Below are 15,769 nucleotides of genomic sequence, written 5' to 3' on the forward strand. Positions count from 1 at the left end.
AAAGAGCTTAATAATCAAATGAGTAGAACAGGAATACAGTGGTTCCCGGGTCACATGAACAAAGCCCGAAACGAAATTAAAGAAATCATGCCACAGATGGATGTGATCATTGAGGTACTTGATGCCCGTATTCCTTACAGTAGTGAAAACCCAATGGTTACTGCGCTGCGTGGCGATAAGCCGGTGATCAAAATCATGAACAAGGCGGACTTGGCTGATCCTAAGTTAACGCAAGCTTGGAAAGACTACTTTGAGCAGCAAAGTGGTGTGAAAGCGATTGATTTTGGTAATGATAAAGCAGGTGAAGTGCACCGTATTAATGAGCTTTGTAAAAAATTAGTGCCGCATAAAGTAGGTGCTGATAAACAAATTAAAGCCATGATCATGGGTATTCCAAACGTTGGTAAATCAACGCTTATTAATACCTTGGCCGGCCGTATCGTGGCAAAAACAGGTAATGAACCTGCGGTAACCAAAGCGCAGCAACGTATTAAGCTTGACGATGGCATTATGCTTTACGACACGCCGGGTATGTTATGGCTTAAAGTAGAGAACGAAAACTCTGGTTATCGTTTAGGGGCAACCGGTGCTATTCGTGATACCGCTATCGACTACGAAGAAGTGGCAAGTTACACCGCTGAATATTTACTGCATGCATACCCAGAGCTTTTAAAAAGCCGCTATAAAATTGATGAGCTACCAGAGTCTGACTGGGAGTTTGTTGAAATGGCAGGTAAAAAGCGTGGTTGTATCCGCGGTGGTAATCAAATCGACACTTACAAAATGTCTGAAATTATTATCAACGAATTACGCGATGGCATTATTGGTCGTATTACCATGGAAACACCGGCCATGCGTGAAGAAGAAGAGCAAATGGTTGCACAGCTTCGCGCTGCTGCAGAGGCGAAAAAAGCCGCTAAAGAAGAAGAGAAAAAACAACGCCGTGCACGTGCACGTAAGAACCGTCGATAAAGTTAACGCATTAACTTTTAGACATAAAAAAAGCCCTGCAAGGGCTTTTTTAGTTTCATATCTACCGTCACCGATATGAGCAATGTAGCAAGTAAAATAAGTAGGGTCGCTTATATGTCGCCAATATCAAGGGGCGTTGCGATTAGCAACATATAAGCTAAAGCTTTAACGTGGCGACACGCGTTTCTGGGGAGAAACAAATTCAATCTCAACAAGTCATCATACTTCGCTTGGCTTGTTGAGATTAATTATCAATTAGGTTTGCGATGCTGTCAACACTTTTTTGGAAATAATTCTCATTTAGTTTTATTGCAGGTTTTGTACGAATTTCAGACATAAAAAAAGCCCTGTAAGGGCTTTTTGAGTTTCATATCTACCGTCACCGATATGAGCAATGTAGCAAGTAAAATAGTAGGGCGATCACCTGTTGCCAATATCAAGGGGCGTTGCGATTAGCAACAGGCGATCTTAGCTTTATCGTGGGCCACACGTGTTTCAGGGTCGCGAAACAAATCAGTTTATTCCGAACAAGTACTTTATCGTCTTGTTGATAGTGATTATCAATTAGATTTACGTGTCTGTCAACACTCAATTGAAAATAATTCTCATTTCTTTGTGTTTGTTTTTTAAACTTCCGTAATACAATGCATTAGCACTAAAGTTAGGCTGTAAATTACGTGCAATAAAAACTATGCTGGGGCTATAACAATTAAAATAATCACATGCGATGTTCTCAATTTGGTCAATAAGCCTTCTTGCAATTGTGTATCTGGCAATTTTATTTGCGGTTGCAGGCTGGGCTGATAAAAGAAAAGTATTGCCTTTTAAAGGCTTAACCTATGGTTTATCACTTGGAGTGTATTGCACCTCTTGGGCGTTCTTTGGCACCACAGCACAAGCTGCATACAACGGTTGGTGGTTGGCTCCGACCTATGCAGGCACTATCTTGTTATTCATTTTTGGCTGGCAAGTCTATTGCCGCATAGCGCATATTTGTCGGCAGCAAAAAATAACCTCAATGGCAGATTTTATTGCGACTCGGTATGGTCAGTCGTCGAGTTTGTCTGGACTCATTTCATTGATTTCAGTGATTGCCATTGTGCCCTATATCTCTTTACAGCTAAGTGCAACTGCACAAAGTATCAACTTACTTACCGACCGCGCTGCCACACAAAGTCATGAAGTATGGGCCGATAGCACTTTTTATATCACGATTGTATTGGCACTGTTTGCTATTTTATTCGGCGCGAGGCGGTTAAAGCCCAGCGAACATAATCCAGGTTTGATAGCCAGTATTGCCTTCGAGTCTGTGGTTAAGTTGTTGGCGTTTTTAGCGGTGGGTTTGTATGTATGCTTTGCTCTATTCGACAGCCCAGTGGCGCTGTTTGAAAAAGCCCATGACTTAAATATTGATCAGCAAGTGACGGCCACACAAAGTCCAACCTATGTGTATGTTGCTCATACTTTGCTTGGTATTTTGGCGACCTTATGTTTGCCAAGACAATTCCACATGAGCTTTATCGAAAAAAATAACGATAAAGAGCTGGCCTCGGCGCGTTGGCTATTTCCGATTTACCTCTTACTTATTAACCTATTTATTTTACCTATTGCCTATGCCGGATTAATTTACTTTCAAGGTCAAGAAGTCGGCTACGACACCTTTGTATTGGCTTTACCTATGGCGGCTGATGATGCTTTTGTGGCGTTATTAGCCTTTTTAGGCGGCTTTTCCGCGGCAACCAGTATGGTGATTGTGTCATCAATTGTGCTTTCAGTGATGATCACTAATGACTTTATTAACCAATTTATTTTACGCCGTTCCCAGCTTACATCGAGTAGTCGCGGGCTTGATAAAAATAACCTTTTACATGCGCGTAAAATCGTTATCGTATTGATTCTATTGCTTAGTTACTTCACTCACCGAGTGCTGGGCGAAAGTACAACCCTTGCCAATGTGGGTTTGATGTCGTTCACCTTAGTCGCGCAATTTTCGCCGGCCATGATTATAGGCTTATGGTGGCGACAAGCATCGTGTCGCGGTGCGCAATTGGGGATTTTAAGCGGCTTTATTATTTGGGGATACACACTTTTACTGCCAAATATCGCTGGAGGTTTAGGAAGCGATAGCTTATGGCTTGTGAATGGACCGTGGGGAATAAGCTGGTTAGCACCAACCGATTTATTCTCATTAGGCATGGAAAGCATTAGCCAAGCTCTGTTGCTATCGTTAGGTGCGAACTGTTTAGTGTATTTCTTAGTGCCGTTATTTAGTCGAGCAACCTTAGCTGAACGCTTGCAGAGCAATAAGTTTGTGTCGCAGCTTAGTGATTCTCGAGTGAGTAATCATCTACAGCCTTTGAGTTACCATGACCTAGGTGCACTATTGCAACGATTTGCCGAAAAAGAAGCGGCACAGTCTTTGGTAAATCATTACTTTCCTGATGATAAAAGTAAGTGGAAACGCCCTGCCAATGTCGAGTTAGAGCTATTAGTTGAGCGCGAGATGTCTGCGGTGATCGGCGGCGCATCGGCACGACTTATTTTAGATGTGGCGAAAAATGAGCAGCGCCAGCCTCTAGAGCAGGTTGCCGAGTTTGTTGACGAAGCAAGCCAAGTGCTTAAATTTAATCGTGATTTACTGCAATCAACAATCGAAAATATTCAACAAGGGATCAGTGTAGTTGATAGTGAGCTGCGCTTGGTAGCTTGGAACCAAGGCTACAAAAACATGTTCGCCTACCCAGATGATGCGCTTTACATAGGCCGCCCGGTTGCCGACATTATTCGTTTTAATGCCGAACGCGGTTTATTTAGCGGCGAGAGCATGACCAGCGAAGTTGAAAAACGCTTAGCCTATTTACGCCAAGGCAGCGCTTATAAATACCAGCGCTCGCACAATGATGGTCGCGTGTTTGAAATGCAAGGTAACCCACTGCCAGGTGGCGGCTTTGTAACAACCTATACCGACATCACCGAGTTCGTAAAACAACAAAAAGCGTTAACCGAAGCCAATGTTAGCCTTGAAGAAAAAGTCGCAGCCCGCACCTTGGCATTGACTCAAGCAAACCAAGAGTTGTCGATGGCAAAGCAAGTGGCGGAGCAAGCAACGGTCAGTAAAACGCGCTTTTTTGCCGCTGCTAGCCATGATTTACTGCAACCTTTCAATGCTGCGAGCTTGTTTTGTTCTTTAATGAATGAAAAAGCCCAAGACACCGAACTTAAAGAGTTGGCGATGAATATTAAGAATTCATTGGGCAGCGCCGAAGAGTTATTATCGAGTATTTTAGAGTTAACTAAGCTCGATTCAGGCTCATTTAAAGTACAAATGAGCGAGTTTGCAGCCAGTTCGTTGGTTGAGCCTCTGCGTAATGACTACGAAGCCCTTGCCCGTGAAAAAGGCTTAAAGTTTATTATTGAAACCTGCGATGTTCGCTTGCATACCGACAAAGCGCTGTTACGTCGAGTACTACGTAACCTTTTGAGTAATGCGATTCGTTATACCGAGCAAGGTGAAGTGCGCTTAAAAATGCAGTACGACGATGACCATGTATCCTTTATTGTTGAAGACACAGGGATTGGTATTGCATCGAGCGATCAACAAACTATTTTCCAAGAGTTTAAACAGCTTGGTGCAAAACCAAGCGCCGAGGGTTTAGGCTTAGGGTTGGCAATCACTAAACGTATATGTGACTTACTTAAAATACCCCTAGTGATGGGGTCTGAACTTGGTAAAGGCACGCAATTTACTCTAACTCTACCTTGCAGAGTGAGTACTGCGCCTGCGCAAGCGAAAGGCGCTGAGGCATCACAAGAAACAGAGCTGGGGCAATTGCGTATTTGGTTGCTTGATAACGACCGCAACGTGTTAGAGGCATTAAAGCAGCTACTCGAAAATTGGGGCTGTGAAATTTCAATAGCCACTAACTTAGCGGAGCTTGAGCAGTTAAAGGCAAGCCAAGCCCTGCCGCAATTGTTGATTATTGATTATCAGCTTGATGATGGAGTAACGGGACTTGAAGTGATTGAGCAAGCGGCACTAACACGCTTACCTGCCATCGTTAATACTGCGAATCATGATGAAGGCATACGCGAATTAGTGCTCGATGCGGGCTATCCATTGCTTTATAAGCCTCTGAAAGCGCCCGCCTTAAAACGCATGATTAAGCGACTGACTTAATCACAGTAATTATAGCTTGTGTGCCTTGCTGGGGTTTTGAATTTATCGATAACTCAAAACCTTGGTTGCGCACAAGTTCTCGGGTGATCACAAGTCCTATACCTGTGCCATTTGCTTTGGTTGAGTAAAATGGCACGAACAAGTTATCGGGGTTTTGAATACCACAACCTTGGTCGCTAATTACAATATTTAAGTTATCACCTTGCCTTGACCAAGTGAGGGTTGGGGCAGAATTGCTGCCTGCTTCAAAGGCATTTTTTATCAAGTTTATCAATGCTTGTTCTAGCTGACCAAAGTCGGCATTAACATGTAACTCTTCGCTGCTATTTATTACGAGTTCAGGAAAGATAGCGCTTAAACGTGTGTTTAGTTGCTCGCTACTGATTGTTTGTTTTTGTGCGGGTGGTAGCTTGGCAAACGCACTGTAACTGGCTACAAAATCAAGCAAGTGTTGAGCGCGTTTTTCTATTACTTGCAGCATATCTTGGGCGAGATCATCGTGACTGCTAATTTGTCCTTGGTGCTTAAGGGTTTGCAATGACTGGCTCATTGAGTAAATCGGCGTGAGTGAGTTACGTACTTCATGATTTAACACGCGAATTAAACGTTGCCAAACAAGTTGTTCGTTTTCGCGAAGCTGTTGCTCAATTGAAAAGAAGGTTAGTAATTCAAAGTTTCTGCCGGTCCGCCAAAAAGTCTGCGATGAGATTTGAAAGCGTTGTTTAAACAGCGAGTCACTGTTTTGTTGCCATTCGCCATCATGCAGTGCAATGCCTAAGTCGCTGGCTGATTTACCTTCAATCTGGCGATGACTAATACTGTTTTTAAACGCTTTATTACTAAAGTAAATCAAGCCATGGGGGTCTAGTATAACGATGGGTAAGTCCAGCATGCTGGCAAACTCAAAAACAAACTCTTCTGTTTGCATATAATGGCGTTTGTTCTTGGCTATTTTATTGCTGAGCTTGGCAAAATCTTGCTTAAGCGCTGCGACTCGTCCAGTTTGATAAGACGCTAAATGCCAACTATTACTTTCGTCATTTGCCAATGCATCTAGTTGCAAACCCAAAGCGTTCAACCACATCGGTGATCGCACGGTAGCTTTTAATTAAAGCAAAAGCGCTTATCCCGATAAATGGCAATAATAGGCTGATACTGGCAAACCAATCTAGTTTTAAGCTGAGCGAAAGGGCAATACCAAGCGTTAATAGCACCGCTATAAGCATATAAAAATAGCGTCGAACACGCTGCTCTAACGACAACTTGTTACTCATTTAGCGTTCTACTTCTTTTAAATCGAGCTGATGTTTATCAATGCGACGATAAATGGCTGATTTGCTTAACCCTAAAAATTCTCCTGCGGCGATAACATTGCCATTAAATTGCAGCAGCGCTTTTTGAATCATCTGTTTTTCAAGCTCTTCAAGGGGCAATAGTGGCAAAGCCTGTTCGGCATTGCTATTTGTTTGCTCGCAACTTGGTTGATCTAAAATGAGGTCACTGGCTTGAATATTATTGTTATCGCTCATGATCACCGCGCGTTCAATACAATGGCTTAGCTCACGAATATTACCAGGCCAACTGTAATTTTTTAGCGCCTTTAGAGCGTCATCACTGAGCGCCATATTCGCGCGTTGATATTTTTTACCATGCACCAACAATAAGTGTTCTGCCAAGGGAGCGATGTCGTCTTTTCTGTCACGAAGCGGTGGAATGTGCAGTTCAATGGTATTGAGTCTAAATAATAAATCACGGCGGAATTCACCCTGCTCAATAGCCGTAGCTAATTCGCTATTAGTGGCAGAAATAATGCGAACATTGGCGGTTTTGGTTTGGCTTGAGCCTAGCACTTCAAATTCTTTGCTTTCTAGCACACGGAGCATTTTACTTTGCAGCTCAAGGCTTAAAGTCGCAATTTCATCTAAAAATAAAGTACCGCCTTCGGCAATTTCAAAACGCCCTAGGCGGTCTTCTTTGGCATCAGTAAAAGAACCTTTCTTATGGCCAAATAATTCGCTTTCGAATAGCGTTGGCGCAATGGCGCCAACATTCACGCTGACATAGCGTTTATCAGCTCTGAGTGAATGCTGGTGAATATAATGTGCTAATAAGCTTTTGCCAGTGCCATTTTCGCCGGTAATTAAAATGCTGGCATCGGTTTTAGCTGCGCGCTCAGCTTTGGCAAGCAACAGCTGCATGATTTCTGATTGAGCTATGTAATGTGCTTCTGTGTCACTGGTTAGCGCCTTTAAGCACGCGTTGTCGTGATTACTTTGCTTGAGCTTGAGTTGTTGTTGCACAACGGCGGTTAAGCGTAAGTTATTCCATGGCTTTTCAACAAAGTCGACAGCCCCTAATTGCATGGCTTTAACAGCGACATCAATGCTGGCCCATGCGGTCATGACAATGACAGGTATGGTCGAACCTAATTGATTTAGTTGCTTTAAAAAGCGTAACCCTTCTTCACCTGAGGTGGTGTCGAGCTTGTAGTTCATATCAAGCAAAATCAGGCTAATGTGCTCCGATTTTAATAATTCAAGGGCATGTTCAGGGCCTTCGGCCTCAAGGCAATGTAAGCCCAGTTGTTGTAATGCAACAGTAGCAGCCAGACGCACATCAGCTTGATCGTCTATGACTAAGATTTTGTCCATGATGTTTTCTTATTATCCTGTTGAGGTGGCTTAAATTTAAGCCACCATTTTGTGCTGTTAATCGTTACGTAGTGCGGCCATAGGTTTTGCTTTAAGCAGTAAAACCAAAGGTCTAAAGCAAGCGAATAGCGCAATACATAAGGTAATACTCCAAGCGAGTAATTGCAGTCTTACATCAAGTATCAGCCAAGACATTAGCTGTCCTTGTAACATGTAAAAACCCACCATTACCGCGGCGAGAGCAACCGCAAAACCAATGAGCACAGGGATAATAGCTTCAACACTCATCAGCTTAAATAAGCGCGCTTTTTTCGCACCTAATGCCATACGAATACCAAACTCATAGCGGCGCAGACCCAGGTTGTAGCTTAGTACCCCAAAAATACCGATTGCTGCTAATAATAGAGTAAATAGCGCTAAGGTACTACACAGAACCACAGTCAGTCGGCTCATATACAGTAAATTGTCGTACTCTTGTTGCAGGTCATTAAACTGCCACATGGTTAAGTCGCTGTTCTTTTCTTTTAGCGTATTAAGTATTTGTTTATTAGTCAGCTTAACGCCTTCAGAAGCTTTGATAGTAAACATGTAGCTATACGGTGTTGCAGGCCACCAAATGTGACGACCAAACGACTCATCGAAGTATTTAGGGTGATTAAAATCTTCGGTTACACCCACCACTTCATACATTTTTTCTTCTAAACCTTGGTAGCTCTTGCCGATGATATTTCGATAGTCTTGGCCTGGTAATAAGTTCTTTGCAACGCTGACTGATACCAGTATCTCGTTGGTTTCACCACGTATAGCTTGTTCAGTAAAGGTGCGGCCAGCGAGAATTTTGGTGTTAACTAAAGCAAAGTAATCAAATGTACTACCCACTGACTAGGGAAGAAAACAGAGCTTTTACCGTTTACATCAGTCAGGGTGTTGGCGTTTTGTCTTTGCGAAACAGGGCTGTGACCTAGGGCAACATCATCGATACCTTGGCTATCAAGCAAAACCTGCTTGTATTGCAGCATATGTTCGTAGCGCTCAGCCAATGACATCTGATTATTTGGCTGGAACAGGTTGGCAAAATATAGGTTTTCGGTATCACTGCCGAGCGGACGGTTTATCGTGCCCATGGCTTTACTCACTACCATCACTGAAAAGCTCACAAGCAACGCGGCAACAAACATTTGTGAGCCAATTAAAATGCGCACTGTACGGCCAGATACCTGCGAAACTCCGCCTTTACCACTGTTCTGCATTTGCGTATTTAGGGTTTTGTAATTTACCAGACGCGCTGTAATTACAGAGAAAATATAAGCAAGAGCAATACACAGTATGATGGCAACAATGACCAACGTGCTATCCACGGCCAAGCTATTAACCAGTGGTAATCGGCCTTCTGCCAGTACTTTAAATAAACGTATGCCCCATACCGATAAAAACAGCGCAATGCTTACCGATAAGGTCATTAAAATCAGTGACTGTAAAAAGATACTTTTAAATAACGTGCTGCGTTTTGCACCTAATACCGCCTGTAAGGCGAGGGTTTTATGTTGAGCAAGAGCGCGTGAGAAAAACAAAGTGCTTACATTAAGTACCGCAATAATCAGTAGCCCGACAGCACCAGCTAACATCATCAAGCTTAAGTCATCGTTATTACCCAGCTCAACGTCACGATACGGGGTTACTTCAGGTTTTACATCGGTGATACCACCATTGTTTAGCCACTCTGATTTAACCGTATCAATTTGTTGTTTTAAATCGACTTTAACTTAATCTATGGTGACCCCAGGCTTTAAAACTGCAATCAGTTTTAGGTTTTTAAAAGTGTTTGTCCACGGGCTTTGCCAATCGTCATTGTGAAAGAAGCGACGGTCCGCACTTGATGGAAACCATACTTCAACATCACTTGCTTTAAACATATAAGGTGGGCTGAATGAGGCATCAACAACGCCGACAATACGGTGAACGTAATCGGTTTCACCCGCCATGACTGAAAGTGTTTTACCAATAATGTTCGGGTCGCTGTTGTAATGCTTGCGCCAAAAATTGGCAGATATAACAACACGGTCATCAGGGGTTTCCAGCGTTTCTCCAGAATCAAAACCTTGTCCCATTAAAAATGGTGTGTTTAATAAGTCAAAATAGTTGCCGCCAACATACAGCACTGGTTCTTTCGGTTCGCCATCTAGGTTTGCAAAGATTTGCTCACCCGCATTGATCATGATACTTTGTTCAAAGCTTTGATTATGCTTAAGCCAATGAACCATCGACTGATAGCTTTGAAAGCCGGTGGCATCGTAGTCATCATAGGTCAGTGATTGCTCAACCACTACCATGCGGCTTTCATCGTACACATCAAGGGGCTTTAAAAAGTAGCTGTTAACAAGGCTAAGCACCACAAACAAGGTGGCCAATGTTAAAGCAAGCGTTGCGATAACTGCTGTTACAAATCCCGGTGCATTCATTAATGATGCCCACGCTAAGCTTAATTGGGCGCGTGTTTTGGTTAATTTCATTACATCACCTCAGCGCTTTCAAGTGCATGCTCAGTATTGTCGTTGCTAGGTGCTTGGCGAGCTTCAGAGTAAGAAACAATTTCACCATCTAGCAATTTAAGTTGCGTCTTTGCACGTCCGGCATAACGTAAATCATGGGTTACCATACAAATGGTGGTGCCTTTTTTATTCAGCTCATCAAGCAAGTCCATGACAGCATCACCATTTTTTGAATCTAAGTTACCGGTTGGCTCATCCACCAATAAAATACTTGGCTTGCCAGCCAATGCGCGGGCAATAGCAATACGCTGTTGCTGACCACCAGATAATTGATTTGGTTTGTGCTGAGAGCGGTGGCCCATCTCAACTTCATCAAGGGCTTGCTTTACAGCAAGCTCAATTTCGTTTGGGCTCATGGCTGGCTCTCGATAAGTGAGCGGCAGTGCTACGTTGTCAAACACCGATAATTCATCAATTAGGTTAAACGACTGAAATATAAAACCAATGTGAAGGTTTCTAAGTTCAGCTTGCTGATCCATATCAAGGGTTTTTGTGTCGACTTCTTTAATTAAATAGTCGCCAGCAGTTGGACTATCGAGTAAGCCTAATAATGACAGCAGCGTCGATTTACCACAGCCAGATGGGCCGCTAATGCAGATATAGTCACCTTGGTTAATATTCAGGCTGATGTCTTTTAATGCATAGGTTTCAACATTTTGGCCGCGATAAACTTTGGCGATTTTGTTTAATGAGATAAGCGTGTTGGTTTTCATAAACTGTCCTGTTCGATTTTTATTGTTGCCAAATGCTGCCATTTAGAAAGGTCTGAAATGATCAGCTGTTCGCCCACGGTGGCACCGCTCAAAAGTTGAATTTGATTGTCACTGAGTGTACCAAATTCGATATTGGTTGGCGTTGCTAACTGGGTATTTGGATTAAGTTTAAACAGCGTGGCTTCGCTGTGAGCTTGTGCTTTTTGCGGTACATTAATGGTTAACGCATCTGGAATAATGTTGCTAACCACATAGCCTTCAATGCTTAAATCTGGGCGGGCATTGGCAGGCAGTGTGCCTTGTAAATCAAGTTCGATAATAACTCGGCCATCGGTAACAATAGGGTCAATTCGGGTGACTTTGGCATCAACGTCACCGTGGCCTGCTTGGCTAAAAGTGTTAACTTTCGCTGCCATATTGAGTGCTACTTTTTCGGCATCAGCTTGCTTAACGCTTAGCTCTGCTTTGAGTGCTTTATTGGAGCCAACCACCGCAAGGCGGGTACCCGGCACGAGGTTTTGGCCAAGTTCAACATTCAACTCTTGCAGCATGCCATCGATACCTGCTGTTATTTGCAGCTGATCAAAAGCCTGTTGTTCAACCTGATAATTAAGCTCAAATTGGCTTAATAGTTCTTGCTGTATTTTGCTACGTTGTAAGTGCATTTCTTTAAGCTGTGCAAGGCGTTGCTGCTCGATACTTACGCGCTCTGTAAGCTGTGCAACGTTTAGCATGCTTCGTTTGTAATCGAGGCTTGAAACAATCCCTTGCTCGATCAGTTTGCTTTCAGCATCGACTCTAAGCTCTGCACTTTGCAGCTCACTTTTTAATATGGCGAGATTTGCTTGGCGCTCAAGTAGTTCACTTTGCTGGTTAATTCTTTGCTCATTAACACTGGCTTTTTGGCGAGCAAGTTCTAGCCGAGCGACCGATAAACGCTGCGCTTGCTGTGGGTTGACGAGGCTTAAAATCACTGTGTCTTTTTTAACGATAGTGCCGGGGTATACATGGATAGCTTCGACCATTGCGGTGTCGGTATTGGTTAAATAACGTTGATACTTTGGCTTTAAACGGCCAAAGCCACGTATTTTTACCACAAAATCGGCTTGTTCTACGGTTGCTATTTGCAGCTGGCTTGCAGCAACCACAGTGGGGGTTGTCCATTGATACACCATTAAAGCGCCAAGAGCCGATACGCCAATGGCTGCAACAGCCAGCCATTTTTTAGCTTTTGATTGCTGAGGTTTGCGTTTTAGTGTGCTGTCTAAATCCATGATACTGAGAAATATAAATAATCATGGAATAGCTAAGGCGAGTTTTGTGCCAAAGTTAAGGTGTTGAAAAGTAGTAGCTTTTTATCTTTTGCAACGTGAGCTTTTCCCACTACTGGGAAAGCGAGTTTTAAAACTGGGAGTGAATGCTTAAATTAGCTTTCTTCGATTTTGCCAACCTGCGAAAGCTGGTTAAACAAAATGCCTGCTTGGGTGCGGTTATAGACATTGAGTTTGCGTAAAATCGCTGACACATGTTGTTTGATTGTAGTTTCTTGAATCGACATTTCAAAGGCGATTTGTTTATTCAATAAACCGTCGGCAATCATTGCAAGTACGCGGTATTGCTGCGGAGTTAGTTTTTCGAGGTTACGAGCAAATTCGCTTTGTTCGTCGTTGATCACCACATCGGTTAAATCCACTTCAGGTGGTAACCAAGTGTCGCCATTGAGTACATGACTAATTGCTTCACTAATAACATCTAAAGAAGATGACTTAGGAATATAGCCAGCAGCGCCAAGGCTCATCGCTTGTTTGATTATGGCGGGTGTCTCATTGGCAGAGACCATGATTACCAAGATATCAGGGTAGTGGTTACGCAGTTGCGAAAGGGCTTGCAGGCCATTTGCACCTGGGATTGTAAGGTCTAAAAATATTAGTTCAATCTCAGGGTGAGCGCTTAACAGTGCAAACAAACCATCAATGTCACTGGTTTCTTTAATATGTTCTTCAGGCACTGATGTCGCGGCAGCTTGACGCAGCGCACTTCTAAATAACGGGTGATCATCGGCGATTATGGTGTTCACAGCTAAAGACATTCCCTCGATTCTCCAATGCGTTATGTTATAAGTGATTTTGCGCTTTGAAACAAGGTTTGCCTGAAGGGAAGTTCCAGACAAACCTTTCTCACACAAGGATTTAGATTCTATTTTAGAAACGGTAACCAACAGTGAAGGCTACAGTGCGAGGGTCGCCGTAATAACCAATCAGGGTATTATCACCACCTAAACCTGGGGTGTATTTGCTGATATCTGTTGGGTCTGTTGGATCAGGTGCCACGAATTGGTAACCACCAATCATGTACTCTTCATCCGTTAAGTTTTTACCGTAAAGACCCGCAGTCCAGTGACCATCTGTGCTGTACCAAGTGATACCCATATTAAAGATACCGTAAGCATCTTGCGTTAATAGGCTATCTTCTTCGAATAGCGCGTAGTCGCCTCTGTGGTAGTAGTTACCATTGACAACAAAGTCACCCATTTCTGTGTACATACGGTACGTTGCACCCAGGTTAAAGGTTAAATCAGGTGTGTTTGATACTGTAAAGCGGTCTGATTTATCAAATTGTTCACCGGTAACTGGGTCAAAATCAATTACCTTATCAAAGCTACTGTCGATATAACCCACTGACGCATCAAAGCTGAGTGACTCTGTTGCAACATAGTTAAGTTCAAGCTCAATACCATCTGATTTAGATTCACCAATATTACCTAAGCGTTGGTTTAGATCTGCAGCGCTGTCGCCCGGTAATACCGAAATATATTGACGGTCTTTATGGTCAAGGGTGAATAAGGTAACGTTTACGCGTAAGTTATTGTTCCACTCACTCTTCATACCGATTTCGAATGAATCAACGATTTCTGGTTTTGCTGCTGGCTCTGCAGTGGTTGCACGTGGGTTGAAAGTACCTGACTTAAAGCCTTGCGCGTAACTTGCAAAGAACATGATGTCACGATTGTATTGGTATTCAACACCCGCACGCGGTGTGAAGCGTGACCATTCTTCTTCATCATCGAGTACCGTTGGGACAAGCGGCCATCTGGGCGAATGTAACCTGGTACCCAACCTGACTCTGGGTAAACTGTTGCATACACTAAACCGTTGTTAACCTGTGCTTCTTTTTTGTCTTTGGTGTAGCGCGCGCCGAGTGTCATTGACCATTGGTCGTTAAAGTCGTAGCTACCTTGAATATAGGCGGCTTTACTGTTTGAATTACTGCAACCGCTTACTTCACGAGTTAAGCCCGGAAGTCCTAATTTAATGCCTAAATCTTCTAAAATAGCCTCAAATTGACCGCAAGATTCACCATCATAGTAGTAAAGACCCGAAACCAGTTTATAGTTATCGCCTTGATGATTTAGCTGTAACTCATGAGTCGTTTGCTCATCATCGTAAATAGCAGGTACGTCGAAAATTTGTAGTGACGTGTTATCAAAGTCGATATTCGTTGGTGAGTAGCTCTCACGGCTTGAACCAATATATTTAATACTAGTGCTGTCAGTCATATCCCAACGAGCAGTTAGGCTGTAGCCTTCGAGTTCAACTTTATTCCATGTTGGTAAGCTGGTGTATGAGTCATACACGCTGTCTGGAACTGGTGCATCGGTAAGAATACTAGGTAGTAAACGGTAACCACCTTTTGCGTTTGATTTGTCTTCTGTTTTATCCCACGCGAGGCGGAAGAATAAGTCATCAGTCGGTGTGTATTCGAGTGTAACACGAGCTGCGGTTACGTCTTTGTTGTAGTTTTCGCGGTCTTGGTTATCAAGAGCCGATGTTAAAAACTCACCAAAGCCATCACGGTTAAGCGTTGCAAAACCAAAACCCACGTAAAGTTTTTCGTCAACAATCGGTAATTGGCCAGTGATTTTTAAATCTTTTTGGTTATAGCTACCTACAGTGCCTTGTATATTTAAGGTAGCATCACCGCTCATTTCTTTGGTGACGTATTTAATTGCACCACCAATGGTATTTTTACCGTAAAGCGTCCCTTGTGGGCCGCGTAATACTTCGATTTGTTGCACATCAAGCAGATCAAGCACGGCACCTTGTGGGCGAGCAAGATAAACATCATCGATATAAATACCTACGCCTGGCTCATACCCCCAAAGTGGATCTTGCTGACCTACACCACGAATAAACGCAGTAATTGTAGAGTTAGTACCACGGCTTGCTTGTAAGGTGGTATTTGGCGAGAACTGCTGAACTTCGGTCATGACGACGATGCCATTTTCAGCTAGCTCTTCAGCACCAATTGAAGTGACTGCGACTGGCACTTCTTGCAGGTTTTCAACAGTTTTACGTGCTGTTACCTGAATACGTTCAAGTTCACCTTTTTTTGCTGCAGGTTCGGCTTGTTCTGCCGCTTGAGCACTGACACCTGCCAAAGCAAGTGATACAGCCAGAGTAAGTGGCGCGACTTTTGGGTTAAGCTTTATCATGTTGTATTCCTTGTTATTGTTGTCATTAGTCTTATGGCCACTCACATCGATGTTGCCGAAGACTGAATAAGATTTGCCCGTGTCACCTGTCAATTAATGTAGAAGATAGTTGCAAAAATTGAATTAGTACCATAGTGCTATACCCGTCACAGCCCTTTATTTATCAAGCAATTAAGCTATTTTTAAAGCAGATAGTACCTTAGTGTTATGTATTT

At 43.1% G+C, this 15,769-nt stretch carries 11 protein-coding genes and 1 pseudogene; 2 read left to right on the forward strand and 10 right to left on the reverse strand.

Annotated features, from left to right (window positions below; translation table 11 throughout):
* Positions 1-18 precede the first annotated feature (18 nt).
* Both ylqF and ACRWSG_RS09660 read left to right on the forward strand, forming a co-directional pair.
* The gene (ylqF, locus tag ACRWSG_RS09655) at positions 19-972 is read left to right on the forward strand and encodes a ribosome biogenesis GTPase YlqF (protein ID WP_462166160.1); all 954 of its coding nucleotides are present in this window, start codon (positions 19-21) and stop codon (positions 970-972) included.
* Between the two features lie 727 nt (positions 973-1,699).
* Positions 1,700-5,149, forward strand: coding sequence for a PAS domain-containing hybrid sensor histidine kinase/response regulator (locus ACRWSG_RS09660; protein WP_462166161.1), 3,450 nt, complete (start codon positions 1,700-1,702; stop codon positions 5,147-5,149).
* Here ACRWSG_RS09660 and ACRWSG_RS09665 read toward each other — a convergent pair.
* The 10 genes and pseudogenes from ACRWSG_RS09665 to ACRWSG_RS09710 all read right to left on the reverse strand — a co-directional run bounded on the left by ACRWSG_RS09665 (position 5,133) and on the right by ACRWSG_RS09710 (position 15,554).
* Positions 5,133-6,218: a sensor histidine kinase gene (locus tag ACRWSG_RS09665; protein WP_462166163.1), complete on the reverse strand. Its 1,086-nt coding sequence runs from the start codon at positions 6,216-6,218 to the stop codon at positions 5,133-5,135. The two genes, ACRWSG_RS09660 and ACRWSG_RS09665, sit on opposite strands and share 17 nt — an antisense overlap.
* Complete coding sequence (locus tag ACRWSG_RS09670) at positions 6,187-6,423, reverse strand: hypothetical protein (protein ID WP_462166164.1); 237 nt, start codon at positions 6,421-6,423, stop codon at positions 6,187-6,189. Before ACRWSG_RS09670 ends, ACRWSG_RS09665 begins: the two co-directional genes overlap by 32 nt.
* The gene (locus tag ACRWSG_RS09675; RefSeq protein WP_462166165.1) at positions 6,424-7,800 is read right to left on the reverse strand and encodes a sigma-54-dependent transcriptional regulator; all 1,377 of its coding nucleotides are present in this window, start codon (positions 7,798-7,800) and stop codon (positions 6,424-6,426) included.
* Positions 7,801-7,857: 57 nt separating this feature from the next.
* A complete protein-coding gene (locus ACRWSG_RS09680) occupies positions 7,858-8,679 on the reverse strand; it encodes an FtsX-like permease family protein (RefSeq protein ID WP_462166166.1) in 822 nt (273 codons plus the stop codon).
* Positions 8,649-9,428, reverse strand: coding sequence for an FtsX-like permease family protein (locus ACRWSG_RS09685; RefSeq protein WP_462166167.1), 780 nt, complete (start codon positions 9,426-9,428; stop codon positions 8,649-8,651). Before ACRWSG_RS09685 ends, ACRWSG_RS09680 begins: the two co-directional genes overlap by 31 nt.
* 135 nt (positions 9,429-9,563) lie before the next feature.
* Entirely contained in the window at positions 9,564-10,310 is a 747-nt protein-coding gene (locus ACRWSG_RS09690; RefSeq protein ID WP_462166168.1) for an ABC transporter permease, read from the reverse strand.
* Entirely contained in the window at positions 10,310-11,062 is a 753-nt protein-coding gene (locus ACRWSG_RS09695; protein ID WP_462166169.1) for an ABC transporter ATP-binding protein, read from the reverse strand. The genes ACRWSG_RS09690 and ACRWSG_RS09695 overlap by 1 nt, the downstream gene beginning before the upstream one ends.
* Complete coding sequence (locus ACRWSG_RS09700; RefSeq protein ID WP_462166170.1) at positions 11,059-12,336, reverse strand: efflux RND transporter periplasmic adaptor subunit; 1,278 nt, start codon at positions 12,334-12,336, stop codon at positions 11,059-11,061. Before ACRWSG_RS09700 ends, ACRWSG_RS09695 begins: the two co-directional genes overlap by 4 nt.
* Before the next feature lie 152 nt (positions 12,337-12,488).
* Positions 12,489-13,151, reverse strand: coding sequence for a response regulator transcription factor (locus tag ACRWSG_RS09705; RefSeq protein WP_054552322.1), 663 nt, complete (start codon positions 13,149-13,151; stop codon positions 12,489-12,491).
* A gap of 112 nt (positions 13,152-13,263) precedes the next feature.
* Positions 13,264-15,554 (reverse strand): annotated as a pseudogene (locus ACRWSG_RS09710) (TonB-dependent receptor).
* Positions 15,555-15,769 lie beyond the last annotated feature (215 nt).

It is taken from the genome of Pseudoalteromonas sp. GB43, from assembly GCF_054923805.1.

Excerpts from the sequence above, each read along its gene's own strand:
- ACRWSG_RS09690 (WP_462166168.1), bottom strand. The coding sequence starts at position 10,310 with ATGAAATTAACCAAAACACGCGCCCAATTAAGCTTAGCGTGGGCATCA.
- ACRWSG_RS09695 (WP_462166169.1), bottom strand. The coding sequence starts at position 11,062 with ATGAAAACCAACACGCTTATCTCATTAAACAAAATCGCCAAAGTTTAT.
- ACRWSG_RS09670 (WP_462166164.1), bottom strand. The coding sequence starts at position 6,423 with ATGAGTAACAAGTTGTCGTTAGAGCAGCGTGTTCGACGCTATTTTTAT.
- ylqF (WP_462166160.1), top strand. The coding sequence starts at position 19 with ATGAGTAGAACAGGAATACAGTGGTTCCCGGGTCACATGAACAAAGCC.
- ACRWSG_RS09660 (WP_462166161.1), top strand. The coding sequence starts at position 1,700 with ATGTTCTCAATTTGGTCAATAAGCCTTCTTGCAATTGTGTATCTGGCA.
- ACRWSG_RS09685 (WP_462166167.1), bottom strand. The coding sequence starts at position 9,428 with ATGATGTTAGCTGGTGCTGTCGGGCTACTGATTATTGCGGTACTTAAT.
- ACRWSG_RS09705 (WP_054552322.1), bottom strand. The coding sequence starts at position 13,151 with ATGTCTTTAGCTGTGAACACCATAATCGCCGATGATCACCCGTTATTT.
- ACRWSG_RS09675 (WP_462166165.1), bottom strand. The coding sequence starts at position 7,800 with ATGGACAAAATCTTAGTCATAGACGATCAAGCTGATGTGCGTCTGGCT.
- ACRWSG_RS09700 (WP_462166170.1), bottom strand. The coding sequence starts at position 12,336 with ATGGATTTAGACAGCACACTAAAACGCAAACCTCAGCAATCAAAAGCT.